This window comes from Geobacillus sp. PK12, from assembly GCF_004123125.1.
In the GTDB taxonomy this organism is placed as follows: Bacteria; Bacillota; Bacilli; order Bacillales; family Anoxybacillaceae; genus Geobacillus; species Geobacillus zalihae.
Genome location: NZ_SDKL01000001.1, coordinates 24206 through 45989, shown reverse-complemented (window position 1 = coordinate 45989; position 21784 = coordinate 24206). Strand labels below are relative to the sequence as shown.

Here is a 21784-nt window from a genome sequence, read left to right as displayed (position 1 = left end):
GCACCGGCTGATTGCCAACAGAGTTCCAGATACTAAAAAGAACGGATGATAATTGGCTCAGCTTCGGGGCCACAGCATGTTAAACACAAAATGGAGAAGGGGAGATTGTATGGCTTTGCAATTAATTAAATTGTTTGTCGCCGCTACTACCACGACAGAGGTTGCACCAGACGTCGCAAGATTTTTTTACATCACAACAGCTGAAACAGCAGAAGGAGCAACCTTAACGATCGACGCAGCCAGCTTTTTGCAAGACGACGGCAGCCAAGCGACACAGCTGCCAGCATTGGCAACTAACAATAGCTACTTTAACGTGTACATTAACGGCGTTTTGCAAATGGAAGGGATATCGACGTACACCCCAGGAGCTACCGGCGTCGGGTCACTGTCCATTACCGTCCCGACCGGAAGCGGCTCGATTCCAGCTAACACCCCGGTTGTGCTCGAAATTGTCCAATTCGCTCCAAGCTCCAACACTACTGTGACGACGTAACAGCCGTACTCTTTTCGATCATAAAAACAGGCGCACCGATGGGCGCGCCTGGTTTACTGTTCTGTTTCGTTTTCTTTCTTCCGGCTCTCCGTCATTTGCTTCCACACAGACCCTTTCGCTTCTTCGCCGCCTTCGATCCGTTCAATGGCCATTTTCACTTGCAAGCTCACTTCAAACTCCGGATCGTTTTCCGCCGCTTTCAACGCCGGCAGCGCCGATTCGTCGCCGACTTCGTACAAAAACATGGCCGCGCGCCAACGGACGAGCTTGCTTTCGTCCTTTAGCGCTTCGATCATGGCCGGAATGGCCTCCGGATCGCCGATGTCGGACAAACAGTCGCCGGCGGTGCGGCGGACAGCGACAGCAGGATCTTTTAACGCTTCATACAAATACGGAAGCACCTTTTTGCCGCCGATCATGCCGAGATACGCCGTCGCCAGGCGGCGAATCGCCATTTTTTCATCCTTGAGCGCCTTGGCCAACACCGGGATATCGTCCTCGGTCGGCTCGGCCATCTGTTCGAGCGCGGCATACCGTTTGCGCCAATCCGGGTCATCGAGCATCTCGCTCGTCACTTTGAGGCTTGGACGCTTTTGCACCGTTTTTTCCTGCTCGCCGCGGCGGAACATGTTGACGATCCGCTCCAGCCGCTCGGGCGGATAGGCTGCCGACAGCTCATCGACTATTTCGCGGCCGATTTCCTCAAACGTGCCGTAGCGCACTCCTTTTTCGACCCATTTGCGCTCAAGCACAACATTTCCTGCGTATTTTTGCGCCTCAATGACCGCGTCCATAAACGGTTTCGGCAACCCGACGCGGTGTTCGCGCTCCCCATCGACAAGCTTCACTTGCATCGGCAGACCGTACAGCATTTGCACGAACACTTTCACTTCGCCGAAATGTTCGTTTCCTTTCGGCTTTGTCTCGGCGCCGTCATCCACTTTCTCGCCGAACACTTCGCGCACTTTCGCCAAAATGTCGCGCCAGTCGTATTTCGGATGGCGTTCAATAGCCAAAAAATCAGCGACATGGTAAATGCCTTTCACTCCGTCAATGCGCATCAATGCTTGAATAAGCGGCGGCGCTTCGCCAATGTTGTCCGGTTTGTAGTTATGGCGCGTGCCGGAAGGCAATTCTTCATCAAGCAATATTTTCATCGTGTTCGGGCTTGGCGTCGGCTCAATCGCTTGAATGCGCAAGCGTTACCCCTCCTTGCCTTACAGCAGCTTTTCAATTTCCTTTCTCAGCTCGCTTGGCTTTGTTTGCGGTGCGAAACGAGCAACAACCTTGCCGTTGCGGTCGACTAAAAACTTCGTGAAATTCCATTTGATCGCCTTTGTTCCCAATGCCCCCGGCGCCTCTTCTTTCAAATATTGAAACAGCGGATGGGCGTTATCGCCATTCACATCCACTTTCGCAAACAGCGGGAACGTCACACCGTAATTCAACTGGCAAAATTGCTCAATTTCCTCTTCCGTCCCCGGCTCTTGGCCGCCGAACTGGTTGCACGGAAAGCCGAGCACAACAAACCCGCGATCGCGATATTCGTCATACAGCTCCTGCAGTTCTTTATACTGCGGGGTAAATCCGCATCGGCTCGCCGTGTTGACAATCAACAGCACGTTGCCTCGATAGACGGAAAGCGGTTGTTCCTCTCCGCGAATGGTTTTGGCGCTGAATTCATATACACTCATGATTTTTCACCTCATCCCTATCATAGCGGATTTCACCGTTTGTTTCCACTTTTTGCGCCACTACTGCCCGGCGAACAGCTGCAATTGTTCAAGTGATGAAACCATATACGGCACCATCTCCGGCAAATCGGCGGCGTTTTCCTCATAAATGAGGCGTGCAAATTCGACCACGGCTTCATTTTCATACGGGCCGTGTTCATGCGGAAACGGAAAGCGGAGCGTTTGCCGGATGATTCGCTCCTTGCCCCAAATCGTCCGCAGCGTTCCTTCAATGAGCGCACAAACGGACGAGCGGCGAACCGGAAGGGTAAACAGAAGAGCGAGCCGGCAGCCGGCCCGGCCGTGATAGAGCCGCTCATTGACCAGCTCAGCAAAATCAAGCGAAAGCCGCGCGGTGCAGACGACGAGCGGATCGGGCGCATCATTCAGCCGAAATGAAATGGCGTACTCCCGGAACAAACGAGCCAAATCGACAAGGTCGCGGCGATCGACCACGGCAATGCGCCCTTGCAAGTCCGCGTCATATATCGCTCCTTCCAACACCGTTTTTAAATTGTCAAAGGCGGTCGGATCCAATCGGGATTCCCCCTTTTTGTTCACAAGCTGTTTTAAGGTTCAAAAAATCAATTGAAGAATGTTGACAAAGTTTTTATAATTAAGGTATTTAGTAACGAGACAGAAACGGAGGGGACACCATTGCCAATCAACATTCCAAAAGACTTGCCGGCGAAAGAAATACTCGAACAAGAAAACATTTTCGTGATGGACGAAGAACGGGCGTATTCGCAAGACATCCGTCCGCTCAACATCATCATTTTAAACTTGATGCCCGAAAAAGAAAAAGCAGAGACACAGTTGCTGCGGCTGCTTGGCAACTCGCCGCTGCAAGTGAACGTCACCTTTTTGCGCCCGGCGACCCATGAGCCGAAAACGACAAGCAAACATCATTTAGAACAATTTTACACGATTTTCCCGCACATTCGCCATCGCAAGTTCGACGGGATGATCATCACCGGAGCGCCGGTCGAGCAAATGCCGTTTGAAGAGGTCAACTATTGGGGAGAATTGACGGAAATTATGGAATGGACGAAAACGAACGTCACGTCAACGTTGCACATTTGTTGGGGGGCACAAGCTGGCTTATACTATCACTACGGCATTCCGAAATACCCATTGCCGGAAAAATGCTTCGGTGTGTTCAACCATACGGTGGAAGTGAAAAACGTAAAACTATTGCGCGGTTTTGACGATGTGTTCCGCATGCCGCACTCCCGCCATACAGACGTCAAGCGCGAAGACATCGAAAAAGTGCCGGATCTCACCATTTTGTCCATGTCTGACAAAGCCGGCGTTTGCCTCGTCGCATCGAACGACGGGCGCCGCATTTTCTTAACGGGCCATCCAGAATATGATGCGACAACGCTCAAAGAAGAATATGAACGCGACTTGGCGAAAGGGCTGCCGATTCACATCCCGGAATCATACTTTCCCAATGATGACCCAAGCCAGCCACCGCTGAACACATGGCGCTCGCATGCCAACTTGCTGTTTGTCAACTGGCTGAACTATTACGTGTATCAAGAAACGCCTTATGAATGGGAATGAAATCAATATATGCAATCATGTTGAACCATCCCGAAAAAACGCCTTGCTGAAACATATGCAAGGCGTTTTTCTCATTTTGGCCGATTGTTTTCGTGTTTCGACAATCGCCCTGTTCTTTTCGTTTTTTTGACATACAATACGATAGATTCCACCAGGAGGTGAACATGATGGGCGCTTGGCATGGAAACAGCTTTGCGTTGATTGTCGTTCTGTTTATTTTGTTGATTATTGTTGGATGTGCCTGCTTGGGCGGATATGCCTACTAACCGAAATCACTGATTGCCTTCATCCGGCCGCCGTGTTTGCCAGCATCCGGCCGGCTTGCAGCGGGAAAGCGGGAACACGAACGCTTCCCGCTTTTTTATGCTGGGCTGTAGACAACCATGCATAGGAATGAAGGCATCGTCCATGCTAAACGTATGACAACAGCAGCCAAAGGAGGTGGAGCTCATGACGAAACGCCCAAACAACGGCAGCCGCAATCAAAACGCGCCAACGCAAGATCCGATGGCCTTGCTTCGCGGCCCGGTTTCCGGCGATAACAGCAAAGGACGGCGGCAAAACAAAATCCAAAATGACAAAACCGATGAAAATGCCTAACCCACAAAAAGAAGAGGGTGTCCCAAAAGGATCGAGACACCCTTTCTCATTACCGTATATAGGTATAAAACAATCATTAAGAAACAATATGTTGTGTTTTGTTAAAGAAAATTACCCTTTTGGGTCAGCCCCTTTGCTTATTACTGTATATATACGCGCAAAATGCTGTCCGAAAACCATATATTGTACTTTATCGAAAGAAAACCAACCTTTTGAGACAGCCTCTTTTTGCTTCTAAAATTCAATCCCTTTCATCGCGGTTCTTCCTTGTTCATAGTCATGCTTGATGAGCTTCATTTCCGTCACGATATCGGCAGCCGCCATCAGCTCCGGGCGCGCCGCGCGCCCCGTGATGACAAGATGGAGCGACGGCGGGCGCGTGCGGATCAGCTCGAGCACCTCGCCGACTGATACGATATCTTCAACGGGAAAGCGGTCAATGGCCAACACATTGTTCAGTTCATCGAGCACAATCATGTCATACCGTCCGGAATACACATATTCTTTGGCCACCGCCCAGGCACGCTTCAATGCTTCGCGGTGGATGTCCGGCGTTTTCGTCCATGTGAAGCCGGCGCCGAGCTGACGGACGTCGACGCCAAGACGCTCTAGGGCCAACTGCTCGCCGTATGTCCGTTCCGGCGATTTCACAAACTGCAAAATCGCGACGTTCATTCCCCGGCCGACGGCACGCAGGGCAAGCCCCAATGCGGCCGTCGTTTTTCCTTTTCCGTCGCCCGTATAAACGATGACACGCCCGCTATGACGAGGCGTCGGCATCGACCACGCCCCCTTGCCGCTCCGGAAACCATTGGAGCGTCTCACGCAGACGAACGACATCGCCGATGATGATGATGGCAGGATGGGAAATGCCCGCCTGTTCCGCCTCGTCTGACAGCGTCGAAAGCGTCGCCGCCACCGTGCGCTGCCGCTCGGTCGTCCCCCATTCAATGATGGCCGCCGGCGTATCCGACGGCTTTCCGGCCGCCATCAACCGGCCGCAAATATCCGGCAAATTGGCCGCTCCCATGTAGACAATGATCGTATCGCATCCTCGAGTCAGCGCCTCCCAATCGATCCGCTCACTCCGATGCCCGCTGACCATCGCCACCGAGGCGGCGTAATCACGGTGGGTGACCGGAATGCCGGCGTACGCCGGCACAGCAATGCCGGATGTCACCCCTGGAACGATTTCAAACGGAATTCCGGCTTTCGCCAACACTTCCGCCTCTTCACCAACGCGGCCAAAAATGCACGGATCGCCGCCTTTTAAGCGGACGACCGTTTTTCCTTGTTGCGCATGCCAAACGAGCAGCTCATGAATTTGTTCTTGAACCGTGTCATGTTTTCCCGGCTCTTTGCCGCAGTAAAGAAGCTCAGCGTCCGGCTTCGCGTAGCGCAGCAGCTTACGGTTGATGAGCCGGTCGTAAATAATGACATCCGCCCGTTCTAGGCATTCGCGGCCGTAAACCGTGATGAGCTTTTCATCCCCCGGCCCAGCGCCGACTAAATACACTTTGCCGACAGTCATCGCCCCTTCTCCCCTTTTGCATTGGCTGTGGAAATGCCCGCCGAGGCGAACGTCGCCATTTCGTTCACCATCGCCGTTGCTGAAATCAAGAGCGGAAACGCTACCGCCGCGCCGCTTCCTTCGCCAAGGCGCATGCCGAGATCCAAAAGCGGCTCCTTCTCTAGCAAACGAAGGGCTATACTGTGCCCCGGCTCTTGCGAACGATGGCCGGCAATCATATAGTCTGTGACGTTCACGGCAAACTGGCGGGCCACAAGGGCAGCCACCGTGCAAATAAAACCGTCAAGCAAAATCGGGATGCGCCGTTCGGCGGCTGCCAGCATCGCCCCGGCCATAGCAGCGATCTCCAACCCGCCGATTTGCGAAAGCCATTCAAGCGGCTTCGCCGGATCCGGTCGATGAAGCAAGAGCGCCCGTCGGATCACGTCCTGTTTATGGGCAAGCATTTCCTCCTTAATGCCGCTTCCTTTGCCAACGATGCGCTCAAGCGGCTCATCGGTCAACGTGGCCAATAAGGCGCTCGCGGCGGTCGTATTGCCGATGCCCATTTCGCCGACAATGAGCGTGCGGACGCCTTGTTCAATGATGGACGCCGCCTGTTCGTAACCGACATGAAGCGCCTGTTCAGCCTCGGACGGCGTCATCGCTTCCGTTTGGGCGAAATTGTTCGTTCCCGGGCGCACCTTTTTCTGAATGACGCGCTCATCAGCAATCGGCACGGCGACACCGACATCAATCACCTGAAGCAACGCGCCGATTTGCCGGCTGAAGGCGTTGATCGCCGCTCCGCCGTTGGCAAAGTTGTACACCATTTGCGCCGTCACTTCGGCCGGATAAGCAGACACCCCTTCTTCCGTGACGCCATGGTCGGCCGCAAACACGAGCACTCCGGGCGGAGTGACGCGTGGAAGCAGCTCCCCGGTCATGCCGGCAAGCGTTGCCGCCACTTCTTCAAGACGGCCGAGGCTGCCGGGCGGTTTGGTCAATTGATCGATATAGGCACGCGCTTGTTCAACCATTTCACGGTGGATCGGTGGGATGGAAACATTCATCATGGGCGCACCATATCCCCATCAAGCGGGAATAGGCGCTTCCTCCTTTCTCGTCTATGATTGAGGGGCGAAAAAGCAGCTTTCCCCGTCACGCTTTAGCGCAGAGGAAGGCCGAACACCACCTGCTTTACACTTTGGGATTCACAACCCAACAACCGAGCCAATCATTCGTTGACACTCCACACGCCTAAAGGGCGTGGGATTCTTGGGTCGTTTGCGCCCTCATCCATTTCTGGTTCGGACAACGCCCAAGCTTAGGGGTGTGTCATCACCCCGTCCCATCGGGTTAGGATGTACCCCAATGGGCGGCGCACCTGTGACCAGTGCGCTAGGTTCGGCGGCGAAGCCCGAAATCGCTTTGGCGATGTTGATCGCGCCATTCAGATCGGCATGAATCGCATATCCGCACTTTTGGCATCGGAAGCGGGTGCCGTTTCGGTTCGCTTTCTCCCGATGCCCGCATCGGCATGTTTGGCTTGTATAGGTCGGCTTCACCCACTCCACCCGAATGCCCGCCATTTCCGCTTTATAGGCAATCATCGTTTGCAGTTGATGAAACGACCAAGAATGAAGGCTTCGTCCTGCTTCTTTGGACGATGTTGCCCGCTTCCGAATCCCTGTCAACGCTTCCATCCGAATCACGCCAACACCGTTGGCGAGGGCAAAACGGACGAGTTGACGGCTGATTTTATGGTTTCGATCCTTCATCCAGCGGGACTCTTTACGGCCGATTTTGCGAATCATATGGAACTTCTTCGCTTTGCCCAACGTTCGCCGCAAAGCCGCATATCGTCGGCGAATGAAAGCGCATTGGCTACCCTTGAAAAACAACGATTTCGTTCCAATGCTGACAACGGCGATATAACGAAGTCCCAAATCAACGCCCATTGCCTTGGTGTCTTCCCGTTGTTGGACTTCAACTGTGATCGCGACAGCCAAATTGACGCATCATCTGTTCGATCCGCTCGACCGCCACGTGCTGGCGGACATGAGCGGCAAGCCGGTCGAACGCCTTTTCTTTGAGCGAGCGAAAGGGTCGGACGCCAGAAGGGGCGATTCCTTTTTGGCGGCGAATGCTGTTGAAAAACGCGGTGCGGAACGCATCGTTATGAAACAAATCGTGCATGTACGTGCCCAGCACCCGCTCATCACTGTGCTTCGCCCCTTCATGGCGGCCGTCCGCCTCAATAAGCGGCGCATAGCCAGGAAGCGGCGCCGAGCGGCCCATATGAATCTCGTATCCTTGCACCGAAAACCGCTCGCCCGCCCACGTAAGCATCCCTTCCGTACGGATCGTGATTTTCGTCCGCTCAAGCGTCGTTTCAATCGGCAGCAAACCAAGCCCTTTTACTTCCGGGAGCGGCGTCTCGACTCCATACGGATCGCGGATGACGGCGCCAAGCATTTGATAGCCGCCGCATAAGCCGACGACTCTCGCTTTTCCTTCATTGACAAGCGACACAATGCGGGAAGCGAGTCCTCTTTTCTTCATATAAATCAAGTCTTCGATCGTGTTTTTGCTGCCGGGAAGCACGATTACATCCGGCGCGCCAAGCTCATCGGCGTGCGTGACCAACCGGACGCGGCAGTCCGGTTCTGCCAAAAACGGGTCGATGTCGGTGAAATTGGCGATTTTCGGACAGCGGATGACCACGACATCAATCGCTTCCTCTCCCCCGACAGATGAAGCAAACCGCTCAAGCGACAGCGAATCTTCAGCATCGATCGCCAAATCAGGCAAATAGGGAACGACGCCAAGCACCGGCACGCCGGTGTGCTGCTCAAACCAATCAAGCCCCGGCTTAAGCAGCGCCACATCGCCGCGAAACTTGTTAATGATGACCCCAATGACCCGCTTTCGGTCCTCAGGCTCAAGCAGCCACAGCGTTCCAACGAGGCTCGCGAACACCCCGCCCCGCTCAATATCGCCGATCAACACGACCGGAGCGTTGGCGAGGCGGGCGATGCGCATGTTGACGAGCTCGCGGTCGTTTAAGTTTACTTCCGCCGGGCTTCCCGCTCCTTCAATGACAATCCGGTCATACTCATTCATCAACGTTTCGAGCGACTGACGGATGACAGCCAACCCTTGGTGGAAAAACTCGTTCCGGTAAGCGAACGCCTGCATATTGCCGTACGGTTTGCCAAGCACAACGATTTGCGATTCATGCTCGCGGCTTGGCTTAATCAAAATCGGATTCATCTCGGCGCGCGCCGCCACTCCGGCTGCTTCGGCCTGAATGCCTTGCGCCCGGCCGATTTCTTTCCCGTCCGGCGTTACATATGAGTTTAACGACATGTTTTGCGACTTAAACGGCGCCGTCTTCCAGCCGTCTTGGGCGAACATGCGGCAAAAGGCGGTTGCGATGACGCTTTTGCCGGCATCGGAATGGGTGCCTTGAAACATGATCGGCAGCGCTCTAGCCATCGCGTTTCACCCGCTCGCATTCGGCAAGCCACCGTTCGGCCATCGCCGGGGCGGACGTGAAATGGAAATGAACGTAGCCAGCGACAAGCCGGTGCACTAGACAACCGTCCGGCTTTGTTCCTTTCCGGCCGCTCGTGTCATAAGCAAACGGCGTCTCGCTCCGCGGTTCGTACACCGAATAATGGAATTCATGTCCGCGCGCTGTTTCTCCTTCCGGCAATAGAAAATTCCCTTTCCGCCCGCGCACTTCGCGATAGCCAAGCGCCGCGAGCTTCGTCTTCATCACGACCTTCCCCGGAATGACGCCGACCATGTCGTACGCCTCCCCGCTCGTCGTCACAAGCTGTTCGGTGAGAAACATAAATCCGCCGCACTCAGCCAGCGTCGGCAAACCGGATTCAATCGCCGCCCGGATCGACTGTTTCGCCGCCGTCTGCCGCGCCAGCTCAGCGGCAAATTCCTCCGGGAAGCCGCCGCCGATATACAATCCGTTCACCCCATCCGGAAGCGGCTCGCCGGCGAGCGGAGAAAAGTAGACAAGCTCCGCGCCGCAGGCAGAAAGCATCTCCAGATTCTCCGGATAGTAAAAATGAAAGGCGGCATCTTTGGCAACCGCCACGCGCACGCGATACGGCCGCGAAGGGCGAATGAGCGGCGCCGGAGAACAAAGGGCTGGCGCTTCTGCAATCGAAAGAAGCGTCTCCCAATCGATCGTGCGCGCCACCTTTCTCCCCAGTTCGGCAAAAAACGAATCCAGTTCGCCGCGCTCCACCGACGGCACGAGCCCTAAATGGCGCTCTGGCAGCGCCAACGCTTCGTCTTGCGTGAGAAACCCGACGACCGGCACCCCGCACGTTTGCTCGATGGCCGCTTTGACGAGCCGAAAATGCCCTTCGCTGCCGACGCGGTTGGCAAATACGCCGGCGAGGCGCACATCGGGGCGAAACGTTTGAAACCCATGGACGATGGCGGCGGCGCTGCGGGCCATGCCGGAACAATCGACGACAAGCAGCACCGGGCTTTCGGTCAATACGGCGATTTCAGCCGTCGCCCCCTCGTCAGAAAGCGGCTGTTTCCCGTCAAACAGCCCCATCACCCCCTCGATGATGGCGATATCAGCCCCTTGACAACCGTTGGCGAGCACCGTTTTGACCGCTTCGCTTCCCATCATCCAACTGTCCAAGTTGCGCGCCGGCCGGCCGGTCACAGCCGTATGGTAAGTCGGGTCGATGTAGTCCGGGCCGCATTTAAACCCTTGCACCGTATATCCTTGCTGCCTCATGGCCGCCATCAATCCAAGCGTCACGGTCGTTTTGCCGGCGCCGCTTCCCGGTGCGGCGATGACAAGCCGTCGCATGCCTCTTTCCCCTTTCCCTGCATGGTCGCTTTCTTTTGATGATCGATGAGCGCTACGGAAATCGTCACATTGCCGGACTTCTTTTTCACCAGCGCCAGCCGATCGGCCCCGCTGTACAATTTCGCCGCCGGCTCGCTCACCCCATACGCGCCGGTGTAGCGGTACACCGTTTCCGACGGCGCTTCGATCGGCACCGTGTTCAGCTCTTCTGGCGTATACGCAACCAATTCCCATCTATATTTGTTGACTACCTCCAAAAGTCCTTGTTCATCCTTTTTCAAATCAATGGTGCACACCGCTTTGACGCTTTTCATCGAAAAGCGCAGCTCATTGAGCGTCTCATGGATGACCGCTTCGATTTCGTCAGCCGATGTGCCGCGGTTGCAGCCGATGCCAAGCGCGATTACTTTCGGGCGATACAAAACGCCGTTTTGCAAAATGGCCTCTTCTTCCGGTGCAAGCAGGCGATGAGTGACCACAAGCGCGGCCGCCGGGCGGGCAGCGAGCGCTTCCGCGATTGAGCCGTACACGGTGATGTTTTTCGGCAGCGTCCGGCCCTCCGGCCACCAATCGGGTTCCCCCGACTCTTGCACGATCGCCACCGGCTCTTCATTCACGACCGCGGCGCTCACCGGTGTCAGCTTGTCGGCCGATTCCCATTCCCAGCCGAACTGGCGACCGAACAGATCGACGGCGATTGTCTGCTGCACGTCGGAAGCGGTCGTAATGACCGGGCGGGCGCCCAATATGGCGGCCACACGCCGCGTCAGTTCGTTCGCTCCGCCCAAATGGCCGGAAAGAACACTGATCACATGTTCAGCCTTATCATCGATCACCACGACCGCAGGATCGGTCTTTTTGTCTTTTAACAGCGGAGCGATCATCCGCACGACAGCGCCGAGCGAAATGATGCAAATGAGTCCGTCATAGCGGGCGAACAACTCCGGCAACAAGGCCCTGACGTTGCCGGAAAACAAGCGGATCCCGTGCTTGGCTTCATCGCCGCGGGCGAATTTATCCGTATAATAAACGTCCGCTCCCGCAAGAGCGCCTCCAAGGCGTCGGGCGATCTCGACCCCGTGTTTCGTAATGGCCACGACAGCATAGGCGCCGTGTCTTTCGTTGTTCGCGGCAGCAGCCCCCACCTTACTTCTCCCCCTTTCGATATCCGTGCGTAAACGTGCGGTCGTACAGCTTCGAACGGTAGCCGCGCTCATGAATATGGGGATCGAGCGCCCAACCGGCCAACATGATCGCGTGTTTCGTCACACCATGGCGCCGCATATCGTCAGCCATTGTGGCAACGGTGGAACGAATCACAACTTCATCCGGCCATGTCGCCTTATAGACGATCGCGACAGGCGTATCACCGCTCCAGCCCGCTTCAAGGAGCGCCGCGCTTACTTTTTTGGCAAGCGTCGCGCTTAAAAAAAGAACGAGCGTGCAATGATGCTGCGCCAGCTCCTGCAATTTCTCACGCGGCGGCATCGGCGTCCGCCCCTCGGCGCGGGTGAAAATGACCGTCTGCGTCAATTCCGGAACGGTGAGCTCCGCCTGCACGGCGGCCGCGGCGGCAAACGCCGAACTGACGCCGGGGACGATTTCCACTTCAATTCCTTCTTCTTTCAACAAGGCGATTTGCTCGAGCGTCGCCCCGTAAATCGATGGATCACCGGTATGGACGCGCACGACGAGCCGGCCTTGTCTCACCTTGTCGGCCATCATCGCCACCATTTGCTCCAAATGCATGCCGGCCGTATGAAACACCTCCGCTTCCGGCTTCCGGTAGCGCTCGATCAATTCCGCGCTCACTAGCGAGTCTGTGTAAAAAATGGCGTCGGCAGCAGCAAGAAGCTCGGCGCCGCGAACCGTGATCAAATCCGGCGCTCCCGGCCCCGCTCCTACGATATACAGCTTCACTTTCTCACCACCATCAATGTCAAATATTCGAGCTCCGCTCCGTCGAGCTCCTCGACCTTCCACACGACTTCCTCGCCGGACGTCACTTTCGTCACAACAGCGGCGCGATGAAGCAAATCGAGCTCGCGCAGGAGGCGGATCATCAAGTCGATCACTTTTGCTACTTTAAAAAAGATGACACAATCATGTGCAAGAATCGCGGCTTTCATCGCTTCATAGTCGTCACGCGCCGGCACGATCGCCACTTGCTCATCGCCGTCCGCAAGCGGCAGGCGAAGCCGGGCGGCGGCGGCGTTCGCCGAGCTGACGCCGGGGACGACTTCGATCGGCGCGTCTGGATAGCGTCGCTCCATCACATGCATCAAATGGATGAACGTGCTGTACAACAGCGGATCGCCTTCGGTGACAAACGCCACATCGCGCCCAGCCGACAGTTCCGCCCAAATGGCGTCGGCTGCTTCGTTCCATTTTGGTTCAAGCACGGCCACGTCTTTTGTCATCGGAAAATGAAGCCCAAGCCGGCGTTTTTCCTCCGGCGCAAAATACGCGTCGATAATTTGTTCGGCATAGCTTTTGCTTTGCCGCCCTTTTTTTGGATAGGCGATGACATCCGCTTCTTTTAGGCGGCGGTATGCTTTCACCGTCATGAGCTCTGGATCGCCCGGGCCAACACCGATGCCGTACAACGTGCCGGTCATTCGTCTCCCTCCCGCTTGGCTGTCATGATATACACCGGATTGAGCGCCTCAAAGCGCGTCAACTCTAAAATGGGCTTGCTTCGCGACACTTGCGCGAGCGTGATGTCAACATGAAATCCACGGCTGCGCAGCTCGCGGCCCGCTTCAGCAAGCGTCTCAACCGTTGCCGCGTTGATCACGATGCGTCCATTTTTCTTCAGCCGTTTCGCACAGACGTCCAACAACGGCGACATCGCGCCTGACGTGCCGCCGATAAAGATGGCATCCGGGTCGGCAAACTCATCGAGCCGATCGGGCGCCCTGCCGTGCACAAGCGTGATGTCAACGCGGAATTTGCGCAAGTTTTGCCGGCAAATCTCGAGGTCGTATTCATTTTTTTCAATCGCAAACACCGCCCCGTCGCGGGCGATTTTCGCCGCTTCAATCGCGACCGAACCGGTGCACGTCCCAATGTCCCAGACGACGCTGTCCGGGCGCAAGCGCAAGGCGCTTACGCTTAAGACGCGAATTTCTTTCTTTGTAATCAGCCCTTTGTCCGGCTTGCGTTGGAAAAATTCATCATCGTCAATGCCGAGCGGCCAAATCGGACCAGGAGCGGTTTGCCGCAAAATGACTATGTTTAATGGAAGAAACTCGGTTTCTGCCATTTCTTCTAGCTTGAAAAACCGGCATCGCTCATTCGGCCCGCCGAGCTCCTCGCCGACAAACGCCTCATATTCCGTCATGCCGTACTCGAGCAAATAGCGGGCGATGGCGGCCGGCGAGTTCGTCTCATCGGTTAAGATGGCGACTTTGCGCCGCCCGTCGACCCGCTGAGCCAAACCGGTGAGCGGCCGGCCATGGACGCTGACAAACGCCGCGTCTTGCCAAGACTCGCCCATTTTCGCAAACGCCCATTGCACTGAGCTGACGGCCGGATACACGTCGATCGGCAATTTGCCGGCCAAATAGCTGCCGATGCCGTAAAAGAGCGGATCGCCGGAAGCAAGCACGACCGTGTTGCGCGTCTCATGGCGGAGCCGCTCCACCAGCTCCGCCAGTCCGCGGCGGATGATGATCGTTTCTCCTTTGTATTCAGGAAACATCGCCAGCTGCCGTTCGCCGCCGACAAGCAGCTCGCTTTCATCAATCCAGCGTCGATACAGCTCAGGAAGACTTGCTTGCCCATCAGCACCCACACCGATCAACTTCATCGTCCCCATCGGTCTGCACCGCCTTTCCTAATTGTTGTCCGTTCATTGTGTAAATGGACGTCGCCACCGTCAGACCGCCTCCCACTTCGTGAAGCGCCGCCTGGCAGCACGCTTCGCACAAAAGCTCGAAAAACTTCATGCAACCGGCCTCTTGCATCATGTCGCCGACTTGCGCCGCCGTATTCGCGCCGCGCACCGCAGCCACCAGTTCTGGGCCAGCACCTGCCTGCTCGGCGATGGCAGCCAAAAAGCCAAAGTCGACCGGGGCGCTTTTCGAGTGCACCATCATCACTCCTTGAGCGACTTTCGAAAATTTCCCCATCATCCCGACCATCGACACCATCTTGATGCCAAGCCGTTTGCATTGTTTCAGCGTAAAGCCGACAAAATCGCCCATTTCGATAAACGCTTCTTCCGGCAAATGCGGATATTCTTGCATGGCGTATTTCTCGCTCCGCCCCCCGGTTGTGATGACAACATGGCGGCAGCCGTTCGCTTTCGCCACTTGAAGCGCCTGCACGATGCTCGCCCGGTAGGCGGCGGTGGAGAACGGAACGACGATGCCGCGCGTCCCCAAAATCGAAATGCCGCCAATGATGCCTAGTCTCGGGTTCAACGTTTTTTTGGCGATTTCCTCGCCGCCGGGCACAGAAATGACGACCTTCACCCCGCGATGTAGACCGTATTGCGCCAGCACTTCATTGACGGCTTCGCGGATCATTTGCCGCGGCACTGGATTGATCGCCGCTTCCCCGACCGGCACCGGCAAGCCGGGTTTGGTGACGCGTCCGACCCCTTCACCGCCGTCGATATGAACGCCCGGCGACGAGGCCCACGAGACAGTGGAAACGATGAGCGCGCCGTGCGTCGCATCTGGGTCATCGCCGCCATCCTTCACGACCGAGGCCGTCGCCGTTTCGCCATCGAACGAACAAGAGGCGAGCGAAAAGGTCACCACCCGCCCGATCGGAATCCGAATCGTCGCCTCCGCCTGCACTTGGCCAGTGATGAGCGCCGTGAGCGCGGCTTTCGTTGCCGCTGTCGCGCACGATCCGGTCGTATACCCTTCACGCAGCGTTTTTTTCGTTTCCATCGTTCGTCACGCTCGCTCGGCAAGCAGCGATAACGCATTCAAAGCGGCGACCGTCACGGTGCTTCCTCCTTTGCGGCCGCGGTTGGTGATGAACGGCACATCGAGCTTCGCCAATTCTTCTTTCGATTCCGCCGCCGAGACGAATCCGACCGGCAAGCCGATCACCAATCCCGGCCGCGCTTCTCCTTCTTTGATGAGACGAATGAGCTCCAATAACGCTGTCGGAGCGTTGCCAATGGCGAAAATGCCGCCTTCCGCTTCTTTCACCGCTTTGCGCATCGCCACGATCGCCCTCGTCGTATTCAACCGTTTCGCTTCCGCGATCACGTCTTCATCAGAAATATAGACGCGCACCGCGCTGCCGAACTTCGCCAACCGCGCTTGATTGACGCCGGCTTGCACCATTTGCACATCGGCGACGACAAGCTTGCCGCTGCGAATGGCATCAATGCCTGAGCGAATCGCATCCGGGTGGAAAATGAGGCTTTTGCCCAGCTCAAAATCAGCCGATGCATGGATGACGCGCTGAACGATTCGGTATTGTTCTTCTGTAAATGAATGCTCGCCGATCTCTTCATCAATGATTTGAAAGCTGCGCGCTTCAATTTGTTCCGGCTGCACCGTCGCCGGACGAAATGTTGTATGGAAGTCCATGACAATTCTCTCCTTTCTTCATGATCGCTTGCATGAGCGGCCGCTAGAAGCCCATTCCTTCCATCCGTGCGCTTCGCTTCCCGCATGAAGGCAACAAGCTCAGACGCATGGGACGCCATTGGCGCGAAAAACGTTTTGCTGTTTTTTCTGAAAACACGTTTTACACGGTTGGAAGCGGCGCATGTTGCTTCAACGCATCGAGCACGCCGGCAAAATCGTGATGCACGATGCCGTATGACAACCGTGGGCGGCGGATGACGATGACCTCGATGCCGAGCTCCTCGGCGGCAGCGATTTTCTCATCGACAAACCCGACTTTGCCGCTTTCTTTCGTGACGACGACCGTGACGCCGAAATGGCGGTACAGCGCCCGATCGAGCTCTTTCGTAAACGGCCCTTGCATCATGACGATCTGCTCTTGCGAAAACCCAAGACGCTCGCATTTGTCCAAATTGTCTTTTCTCGGGAGCATCCGGGCGATCACCTTCACGTTTGGGCGATTGAGCAGTTTGGAGGCGAAAATGTCAAGCGTTTTGCTGCCGGTCGTCAGCATCACGACGCCGCCTTTTTCCGCTGCCAAGTCAGCCGCTTCTTCATAGCTGTCGACAAATGTCACCTTCTCGGATGAAAACGAAGACGCCTGCCGCTCGTAGCGAATGTAGGGCAACCCGGCGTCTGCTGCCGCTTGCATGGCGTTTTTTGACGCCTCCTCCGCAAATGGATGGCTCGCATCGACAATCGCTTTGGCTCCCTCGGCTTTGGCCAGCTCGGCAAGCTGGGACGCATCCAAGCGGCCGACGTAGGCGCGAATGCCGGATGACCGAAGCTGTTCGGCCGCGTGATCGGTGACGACCGTCGCCGTGACCGAATAGCCAGCTTGTTGGATCATCACCGCCAATTCGCGGGCATCGCTCGTCCCTGCCAACATCAAAATCATCAGCGCTCCTCCTTTTTGTTTTTTAGTGATGATGGTGATGATGATGGTGAGAAACGTGCAGCCGGTATTGACAGACATCGCAATTCATCGCCACCGTTTGGCCGAGCACCTCGTTGAGGCGGTCAAGCACGATCTCCTCAAGCTTCGGATGAAATCCAAAATAGCCGGCAAGCGCAAACGAGATATGCGAGTGCTCAGCTTGGTATTGCGCCACTTGCTGCTCAAGCCGCTTAATCAGGATGCCGGTGAATAAAAAATACGGAAGAACAATGATCCGCCTAGCTCCGAGCATGAGACAGCGGCGGACGGCGTCATCAAGCGACGGCGTCGTCACCCCCATAAACGCCGGCTCGATGAGCGCATAGCCGGTCTGTTCCCAAAAGAGGCGGGCGATTTTATACAAGTCGCTGTTCGCATCCGGATCGCTCCCGCCGCGGCCAAGCAAAATGACCGCTGTTCCGTCATCAGGCTGCTCCGGCCGCTCGCCGATTTCTTGCAGACGCTCGCGCAAAATCGCGAACGTCTGCTCATGAACGCCGATCGGCCGTCCATATCGAAACATGATGTGCGGATAGCGCGCTTTCGCCTCATCGATTTCCGCCGGGATGTGCAGCTTCGAATGCCCAGCCGGCAATAAAATGAGCGGAATGACCGCCACTTCCGCCGCTCCGGCCTCAACGCACCGCGCGATTCCTTCGCTGATCGACGGACGGCCAAACTCTAGAAAACTCGTTTCAACATGGAAAGAAGCAGAAAGACGCGGCCGCAGGCGGTCGACAAACTGCTGTACTTGCTCATTTCCTTCCGGGTCGCGGCTTCCATGGCCGACAAACAAAATGGCTCTCATGTTCGTTCTCCTCTCTTATATCGCTCCATCCGAGGTTACTCACCGCATGCCGGCGTTTCGATCTTCGCCGCTGTCTTGGCCTCCTCATACGAAAAGCGGCCGATTTGTTTCACGCGGGCAAAAAACTTATGAAATCGTTCGTTCGGATGAGCATGTTCTTTGTACTGTTCAATGATGTCCGCCACAATGGCCACCATCTCTTCCGGCGGGATGCCTTCCGCAACGAGCTGGCCAGGATGGGCGTTGCGGCCGACCGTTTTCCCGCCTAAAAACAAGTCAAATTTCCCTTTCCGGTACACAAGCCCGATGTCTTCGCGCACCGCGCCGTAGCATGCCATGCCGCAGCCGTTGATGCCAAGCTTCAACTCTTTCGGCAGCGCCATGCCCCCAAATCGCCGCGCCAATTCCTCGGCATATGGAATGGCGTCTTTTTTCTCTCCATCGCAAAAATCACATGCCTTCACCGTCAGCACATCACCAACCGGCATCACCATCAGTCCGACAGCAGCGAGCCGATCGACAAGCCCTTTTGGATCCTCTGTCACCCGCTCGATTTTGATATAATGATCCGGCGTGTACGTCATTTTCCCGTCCGGTCCGACCGCTTCGGCGAGCGCGATGAGCTGTTCCGGGGTGAACTGTTTATTGGCCACCCCTGGGCTCACTGCCGCTTCGAACAGCACGGCGGACGCCTTCTTTGTCGTTCTTCTTTCCAATGCTGCAAGCGCGTCCTCCGCTGTTTCTCTCACCCGATGCAACAGAGTGGATGACGGCCGGTTTTCCATTTGGGCGAATGGCTCCTCCGGCAGCGGAAAAGCGGAAGCTGCCGGTGCCAATCCAGCTTCCTTCGCCGCCGCGTCCACAGCTGGCGGCAAAACCGCTACGGCGGCAAAACCGCGGTCTTTCTCGTCCCCGAAAGCGGAGGCAGCCGCGACAAACGGCCGAAACGCTTCTCCGTTTTCTTCGTCCGGCTCTCTCAGCGGCTTCGTCTGGTCGAGCGCCCATGGCTCTGCCTCTTTGCGCAGCCGTTCATGCGGTTTGAGCGGCTGGACGGCGGCTGCTAGTTGATACTTGCGCTGGTAGCCGCGCGGCGTGATCATGAGCCCATCGTAAACAAAAGTCGTCGAGTTGCCGATAATGACCGTCGTCAACATGCCGATCTCATGGTCCAGCATATGCGCCAAGTCGGTGAGAACGATATGCTGACGCTCGCGATACGCGCTTTTTACCAGACCGACCGGGGTCTCCGGAGACCGGTGGCGAAGCAGGATGCTCTGCGCCTCCACAATCTGCCGAGTGCGCCGCCCGCTTTTCGGATTGTACAACGCAATGACAAAATCGGCCGCCGCCGCGGCGTCAATCCGCTTTTCAATCAGCTCCCACGGCGTCAAATGATCGCTCAAACTGATCGTACAGGCATCGTGCATAATCGGGGCGCCAAGCAGCGCCGCGCACGAATGAATCGCGGAAATGCCGGGGATGACTTCGACTTCAATCGGACTCGCTTTCGTCCACCCTTTTTCGATCAACACTTCATACACGAGCCCCGCCATGCCGTACAACCCGGCGTCGCCGCTGGAGATGACGGCAACCGTTTTGCCGCGCTCGGCCCACTTCACCGCCGCTTGGGCGCGGCTCACTTCTTCGGTCATGCCCGTGCTAATGATCTCTTTTCCAGCAATGAGATCGCGCACAAGTTCGATGTACGTTTTGTAGCCGATGATGACGTCGCTTTCTTCAATCGCTTCCCGAGCCCGTTTCGTCATATGGTCGACGCTTCCCGGGCCGAAGCCGACAATGAGCAATTTGCCGCTCATCATGATCCCTCCTTTTGCCGACTAGCACCCATTTTTCACACTCCATTCGCCGCTCATGTCCCTTTCACGGCGCAACACATCGGGGGACGATCTTTTCCTCTGGCCGCCATGCTTGCCAAAGCCGCACGAACAGCGGAACATCCAAGCGAATGTCCAACAGCCGCTGGCGGTCGGCGAATACGTCTTCGGGTGCCCCTTGCATCACGATCCGTCCTTCGTGCATGACCGCGACGACATCCGCCCACTGCCAGACGAAATCCATGTCATGGGTGGCGATCAACACAGTCGTCCCCGCCTGGTGAATGGCGTCAATTTGTTTGAGAAACTGCTTTGTCTGATGCTGATCCAAATAGGCGGTCGGTTCGTCCAATACGAGCAAGTCCGGCTTGGCCGCCATCGTACAGCAGAGCGTCAGCCATTTTTTCTGTCCGAGACTGAATTGATGGGTCGGGCGGTCCAGCCAAGATTGAAGGTGGTATTCCGCCGTAATCGCGGCAAGCGCCTCCCCCATTTTTTCTCGATCGATTCCGGCATGGACTAAGCTGATCGCCAATTCATCACGCACGAGCGGGGCGAGGATTTGATGCTCCGGGTTTTGAAAGACGATGCCGACTTCACGCCGCCATTGCGTCCAATCAGCGCCGCGTTCATACATGTTGCGCCCTTTCCAATACACCGCTCCTTCCTGCGCCCGCAGCAGCCCGTTCAAATGAAGAAACAACGTCGTTTTGCCGCAGCCGTTTGGCCCGATCAAGGCGCATTTTTTTCGCTCTGGAATTTCCCAATCAATCCCATTCAGCACGTACCGTTCTGCTTGATAAGCGTATTTCACTCGTTCCATTCGCAGCAGCAACGTTTTCACCCTTTCCGCCATGCCCACCCAAGCAGCAAGGCCATGATGATGCCGGCCGCAACATCGACAAGAGGCACATGCGCTTTTTCCCGCTGATGCGTATGCCCAGCCGACGCGACGCCTCCACGCGCCGCAAGCGAACGGCTGAACGCTTCATACGACTGCCACGTTTTCATCCATAGTTGGTACATCAGCATCCCGCCATGCCGCCAATGCGTTCCCCCGCTGCGGGCCCGCAACGCTAGCATCAGCTCTGCGGCCGCCTGCTCGAGCAAAAAGATAAAGCGATACATAAGAAAGCAAAGTTCCACGAGCGCCGCCGGCAGCCGCATTCGCCTCAGCACCGCAATCAAGTCCGGCGCCGGCGTCGTAATGAGAAGGAAAAACAAGCACGACCAGGCGGCAAGGGAGCGGACGGCGAGCTTTGCAGCCGGCTGCAGCTGGCTGTCGATGAAAGTTATTTGAAAAGGAACCGACACGGACACAACGAGCGTCAGCAGGCTGAGCCCTAAAAAAACGGAGGCGGCGAGCATCGCTTTTCCATACACGGAAAACGGCACTCGTGCACGAGCGACAATCCAATACGCCATTCCGATGAGCACAAGCCATTGTTCGCGCCAGCCGCCCATCATGACAACGGCAAGCATAACAAACGCCACGATCAGCTTCCACTCCGCCCGCCATGCCCGCAGCCGGTTGTCATACGCCCAACGGTCAAACTCGCGAATCATGGCTGTTTTTCCGCTCCGAACGCCCTTTGTACAACCCGACGACGTAGCCGATCACGCCGGCGCCAAGCGCGGCTTGCAGCGAGAACAGAAGCGTTTCGACTTCGCCGCCTGGAGGGGTGAAGATCGACTCAAACCACGGCCGGTAATGCGGGTTGAGCGTTTGAATGGCTTTTTCCGCCTGATCGTCCGTTCCACCGAATTCCGATCCGCGCGCCCACCAAAGAGGAATGATGACAAGCAAAGCAGCCAGCAACACGAGCAAGCCATTTTTCTTCATCGCA

General features: G+C 56.3%; 24 protein-coding genes and 1 pseudogene. 4 read left to right on the top strand and 21 right to left on the bottom strand.

The window, feature by feature from the left end; genetic code table 11:
• Positions 1-109 precede the first annotated feature (109 nt).
• Positions 110-493, top strand: coding sequence for a DUF4183 domain-containing protein (locus ETR37_RS00220; RefSeq protein WP_011231275.1), 384 nt, complete (start codon positions 110-112; stop codon positions 491-493).
• A gap of 53 nt (positions 494-546) precedes the next feature.
• Here ETR37_RS00220 and ETR37_RS00215 read toward each other — a convergent pair whose 3' ends face one another.
• From ETR37_RS00215 to ETR37_RS00205, 3 genes are read right to left on the bottom strand one after another with little or no spacing between them, the layout of a single operon-like run.
• Positions 547-1692 (bottom strand): conserved virulence factor C family protein, encoded by a 1146-nt coding sequence (locus ETR37_RS00215; protein ID WP_020755877.1) that lies wholly within the window; start codon positions 1690-1692, stop codon positions 547-549.
• 18 nt (positions 1693-1710) lie between these two features.
• The gene (locus ETR37_RS00210; protein WP_013145288.1) at positions 1711-2187 is read right to left on the bottom strand and encodes a glutathione peroxidase; all 477 of its coding nucleotides are present in this window, start codon (positions 2185-2187) and stop codon (positions 1711-1713) included.
• A 60-nt stretch (positions 2188-2247) separates the two neighbouring features.
• A complete protein-coding gene (locus tag ETR37_RS00205; RefSeq protein WP_033006157.1) occupies positions 2248-2763 on the bottom strand; it encodes a hypothetical protein in 516 nt (171 codons plus the stop codon).
• Positions 2764-2883: 120 nt separating this feature from the next.
• Between ETR37_RS00205 and metA the strand changes: the two genes are divergently transcribed.
• The 3 genes from metA (at position 2884) to ETR37_RS19000 (ending at position 4392) form a co-directional block, all read left to right on the top strand.
• Entirely contained in the window at positions 2884-3792 is a 909-nt protein-coding gene (gene metA, locus ETR37_RS00200) for a homoserine O-acetyltransferase MetA (RefSeq protein WP_011231279.1), read from the top strand.
• Positions 3793-3959: 167 nt separating this feature from the next.
• Positions 3960-4058: a YjcZ family sporulation protein gene (locus tag ETR37_RS00195; RefSeq protein ID WP_011231280.1), complete on the top strand. Its 99-nt coding sequence runs from the start codon at positions 3960-3962 to the stop codon at positions 4056-4058.
• A 184-nt stretch (positions 4059-4242) separates the two neighbouring features.
• Positions 4243-4392: a hypothetical protein gene (locus ETR37_RS19000; protein ID WP_011231282.1), complete on the top strand. Its 150-nt coding sequence runs from the start codon at positions 4243-4245 to the stop codon at positions 4390-4392.
• Positions 4393-4626: 234 nt separating this feature from the next.
• Here ETR37_RS19000 and cobO read toward each other — a convergent pair whose 3' ends face one another.
• From cobO to ETR37_RS00105, 18 genes and pseudogenes are all read right to left on the bottom strand, one after another.
• Complete coding sequence (cobO, locus tag ETR37_RS00190) at positions 4627-5172, bottom strand: cob(I)yrinic acid a,c-diamide adenosyltransferase (protein WP_013145285.1); 546 nt, start codon at positions 5170-5172, stop codon at positions 4627-4629.
• Positions 5153-5923, bottom strand: a complete 771-nt coding sequence (gene cobA / locus ETR37_RS00185; protein WP_081132594.1) for a uroporphyrinogen-III C-methyltransferase — start codon at positions 5921-5923, stop codon at positions 5153-5155. The genes cobO and cobA overlap by 20 nt, the downstream gene beginning before the upstream one ends.
• Positions 5920-6978, bottom strand: coding sequence for a nicotinate-nucleotide--dimethylbenzimidazole phosphoribosyltransferase (gene cobT, locus ETR37_RS00180; protein WP_020755870.1), 1059 nt, complete (start codon positions 6976-6978; stop codon positions 5920-5922). The genes cobA and cobT overlap by 4 nt, the downstream gene beginning before the upstream one ends.
• Before the next feature lie 219 nt (positions 6979-7197).
• Positions 7198-7914, bottom strand: a pseudogene (locus ETR37_RS00175) (RNA-guided endonuclease TnpB family protein); the annotation flags it as partial.
• Positions 7892-9403, bottom strand: coding sequence for a cobyric acid synthase (locus tag ETR37_RS00170; RefSeq protein WP_020754794.1), 1512 nt, complete (start codon positions 9401-9403; stop codon positions 7892-7894). The pseudogene ETR37_RS00175 and the gene ETR37_RS00170, both read right to left, overlap by 23 nt.
• Entirely contained in the window at positions 9396-10760 is a 1365-nt protein-coding gene (locus ETR37_RS00165; protein ID WP_020754793.1) for a cobyrinic acid a,c-diamide synthase CobB, read from the bottom strand. Before ETR37_RS00165 ends, ETR37_RS00170 begins: the two co-directional genes overlap by 8 nt.
• Positions 10706-11905: a cobalt-precorrin 5A hydrolase gene (locus ETR37_RS00160; protein ID WP_020754792.1), complete on the bottom strand. Its 1200-nt coding sequence runs from the start codon at positions 11903-11905 to the stop codon at positions 10706-10708. Before ETR37_RS00160 ends, ETR37_RS00165 begins: the two co-directional genes overlap by 55 nt.
• Before the next feature lies 1 nt (position 11906).
• Positions 11907-12680 carry a precorrin-4 C(11)-methyltransferase gene (cobM, locus tag ETR37_RS00155; RefSeq protein ID WP_033025425.1) on the bottom strand — a complete coding sequence of 258 codons (774 nt, stop codon included), beginning with the start codon at positions 12678-12680 and terminating at the stop codon, positions 11907-11909.
• Positions 12677-13378, bottom strand: coding sequence for a precorrin-2 C(20)-methyltransferase (gene cobI, locus ETR37_RS00150; RefSeq protein ID WP_020754789.1), 702 nt, complete (start codon positions 13376-13378; stop codon positions 12677-12679). Before cobI ends, cobM begins: the two co-directional genes overlap by 4 nt.
• A complete protein-coding gene (locus ETR37_RS00145; protein ID WP_020754788.1) occupies positions 13375-14580 on the bottom strand; it encodes a bifunctional cobalt-precorrin-7 (C(5))-methyltransferase/cobalt-precorrin-6B (C(15))-methyltransferase in 1206 nt (401 codons plus the stop codon). The genes cobI and ETR37_RS00145 overlap by 4 nt, the downstream gene beginning before the upstream one ends.
• Positions 14546-15664, bottom strand: a complete 1119-nt coding sequence (locus ETR37_RS00140) for a cobalt-precorrin-5B (C(1))-methyltransferase (protein ID WP_014195897.1) — start codon at positions 15662-15664, stop codon at positions 14546-14548. The genes ETR37_RS00145 and ETR37_RS00140 overlap by 35 nt, the downstream gene beginning before the upstream one ends.
• 6 nt (positions 15665-15670) lie before the next feature.
• Positions 15671-16318, bottom strand: a complete 648-nt coding sequence (locus ETR37_RS00135) for a precorrin-8X methylmutase (protein ID WP_014195898.1) — start codon at positions 16316-16318, stop codon at positions 15671-15673.
• A gap of 160 nt (positions 16319-16478) precedes the next feature.
• The gene (gene cobK / locus ETR37_RS00130; RefSeq protein ID WP_129446764.1) at positions 16479-17255 is read right to left on the bottom strand and encodes a precorrin-6A reductase; all 777 of its coding nucleotides are present in this window, start codon (positions 17253-17255) and stop codon (positions 16479-16481) included.
• Positions 17256-17277: 22 nt separating this feature from the next.
• Positions 17278-18102: a sirohydrochlorin chelatase gene (locus ETR37_RS00125; protein ID WP_129446763.1), complete on the bottom strand. Its 825-nt coding sequence runs from the start codon at positions 18100-18102 to the stop codon at positions 17278-17280.
• A gap of 35 nt (positions 18103-18137) precedes the next feature.
• Positions 18138-19919, bottom strand: a complete 1782-nt coding sequence (gene cobJ, locus ETR37_RS00120) for a precorrin-3B C(17)-methyltransferase (RefSeq protein WP_129446762.1) — start codon at positions 19917-19919, stop codon at positions 18138-18140.
• A gap of 64 nt (positions 19920-19983) precedes the next feature.
• A complete protein-coding gene (locus ETR37_RS00115) occupies positions 19984-20781 on the bottom strand; it encodes an energy-coupling factor ABC transporter ATP-binding protein (protein WP_033005386.1) in 798 nt (265 codons plus the stop codon).
• A complete protein-coding gene (locus ETR37_RS00110) occupies positions 20778-21503 on the bottom strand; it encodes an energy-coupling factor transporter transmembrane component T family protein (RefSeq protein WP_011231297.1) in 726 nt (241 codons plus the stop codon). The genes ETR37_RS00115 and ETR37_RS00110 overlap by 4 nt, the downstream gene beginning before the upstream one ends.
• On the bottom strand, positions 21487-21780 hold the full coding sequence (locus tag ETR37_RS00105) for an energy-coupling factor ABC transporter substrate-binding protein (RefSeq protein WP_011231298.1): 294 nt from the start codon (positions 21778-21780) through the stop codon (positions 21487-21489). The genes ETR37_RS00110 and ETR37_RS00105 overlap by 17 nt, the downstream gene beginning before the upstream one ends.
• Positions 21781-21784: the final 4 nt, after the last annotated feature.

Bases quoted from the DNA above. Each gene is read 5' to 3' on its own strand.
- ETR37_RS00220 (WP_011231275.1), top strand. From the start codon at position 110: ATGGCTTTGCAATTAATTAAATTGTTTGTCGCCGCTACTACCACGACA.
- ETR37_RS00210 (WP_013145288.1), bottom strand. From the start codon at position 2,187: ATGAGTGTATATGAATTCAGCGCCAAAACCATTCGCGGAGAGGAACAA.
- ETR37_RS00195 (WP_011231280.1), top strand. From the start codon at position 3,960: ATGGGCGCTTGGCATGGAAACAGCTTTGCGTTGATTGTCGTTCTGTTT.
- ETR37_RS19000 (WP_011231282.1), top strand. From the start codon at position 4,243: ATGACGAAACGCCCAAACAACGGCAGCCGCAATCAAAACGCGCCAACG.
- cobO (WP_013145285.1), bottom strand. From the start codon at position 5,172: ATGCCGACGCCTCGTCATAGCGGGCGTGTCATCGTTTATACGGGCGAC.
- cobA (WP_081132594.1), bottom strand. From the start codon at position 5,923: ATGACTGTCGGCAAAGTGTATTTAGTCGGCGCTGGGCCGGGGGATGAA.
- cobT (WP_020755870.1), bottom strand. From the start codon at position 6,978: ATGATGAATGTTTCCATCCCACCGATCCACCGTGAAATGGTTGAACAA.
- ETR37_RS00170 (WP_020754794.1), bottom strand. From the start codon at position 9,403: ATGGCTAGAGCGCTGCCGATCATGTTTCAAGGCACCCATTCCGATGCC.
- ETR37_RS00165 (WP_020754793.1), bottom strand. From the start codon at position 10,760: ATGCGACGGCTTGTCATCGCCGCACCGGGAAGCGGCGCCGGCAAAACG.
- cobI (WP_020754789.1), bottom strand. From the start codon at position 13,378: ATGACCGGCACGTTGTACGGCATCGGTGTTGGCCCGGGCGATCCAGAG.
- ETR37_RS00145 (WP_020754788.1), bottom strand. From the start codon at position 14,580: ATGGGGACGATGAAGTTGATCGGTGTGGGTGCTGATGGGCAAGCAAGT.
- ETR37_RS00140 (WP_014195897.1), bottom strand. From the start codon at position 15,664: ATGGAAACGAAAAAAACGCTGCGTGAAGGGTATACGACCGGATCGTGC.
- ETR37_RS00135 (WP_014195898.1), bottom strand. From the start codon at position 16,318: ATGGACTTCCATACAACATTTCGTCCGGCGACGGTGCAGCCGGAACAA.
- cobK (WP_129446764.1), bottom strand. From the start codon at position 17,255: ATGATTTTGATGTTGGCAGGGACGAGCGATGCCCGCGAATTGGCGGTG.
- ETR37_RS00125 (WP_129446763.1), bottom strand. From the start codon at position 18,102: ATGAGAGCCATTTTGTTTGTCGGCCATGGAAGCCGCGACCCGGAAGGA.
- cobJ (WP_129446762.1), bottom strand. From the start codon at position 19,919: ATGAGCGGCAAATTGCTCATTGTCGGCTTCGGCCCGGGAAGCGTCGAC.
- ETR37_RS00110 (WP_011231297.1), bottom strand. From the start codon at position 21,503: ATGATTCGCGAGTTTGACCGTTGGGCGTATGACAACCGGCTGCGGGCA.
- ETR37_RS00105 (WP_011231298.1), bottom strand. From the start codon at position 21,780: ATGAAGAAAAATGGCTTGCTCGTGTTGCTGGCTGCTTTGCTTGTCATC.